1 protein-coding gene is annotated in these 564 nt (G+C 77.5%); it reads right to left on the bottom strand.

Going from position 1 to position 564, the window contains the following annotated elements:
- Positions 1 to 264: 264 nt before the first annotated feature.
- A partial coding sequence (locus tag GFJ45_RS16605; RefSeq protein WP_228387233.1) for a hypothetical protein occupies positions 265 to 564 on the bottom strand: 300 nt, incomplete at its 5' end.

Here is a 564-nt window from a genome sequence, read left to right as displayed (position 1 = left end):
CCGGCGGGGCGGCGCACCCGGCGCCTGGCCGTGGTCGGCGCGCGCTGCAGCACCTCGACGTCGGGCGGACTGGGACTGCGGCGAGCCGTGCTCGGTACGGTCACCAGCCGCCTCCCTCCTGGCTTGCCCGGCGGGGCCGTCGCCACGAAGCCTAGGCAGCCGCCTGGCCAGCGCCGTCACGCCACGCCGAGTGGCCAGGGACGCGACAGGGGAGGACGCCCTCGGCGTCCTCCCCTGTGGAGGTCGTGCGTGGCGGGGCCTGCCTCAGCCGCGCCGGTCCTCCGGCTCTCCGTAGCCCTCGGTGCCCTCGCTGTCCTGGGTGCCCTCGGTGCGGAAGCCGGTGGTCTCGTCGGTGTTGGAGCCGGGCAGGTCGTCGGTCTCCTCCGGGGGGTTCTCGGCGGCCAGCGCGTCGATCTCCTCGCTGTCGAGCATGTCGGCGGGGGTGTCCCCGGTGCCGGTCGTGACGTCCGTGGTGGCGCTGCGGCCGGTCACGTCCGCGGTGCCCTCGTCCGAGGCGGTGCCGACCGCGGCCGCGCCGCCGACGACGGTGCCGCCGGCCGCGCC

Source organism: Ornithinicoccus halotolerans (assembly GCF_009602535.1).
GTDB classification, from domain to species: domain Bacteria; phylum Actinomycetota; class Actinomycetes; order Actinomycetales; family Dermatophilaceae; genus Ornithinicoccus; species Ornithinicoccus halotolerans.
Note: the sequence above shows the minus strand (reverse complement) of the source record. Positions and strands in the feature narration are given on the sequence as shown.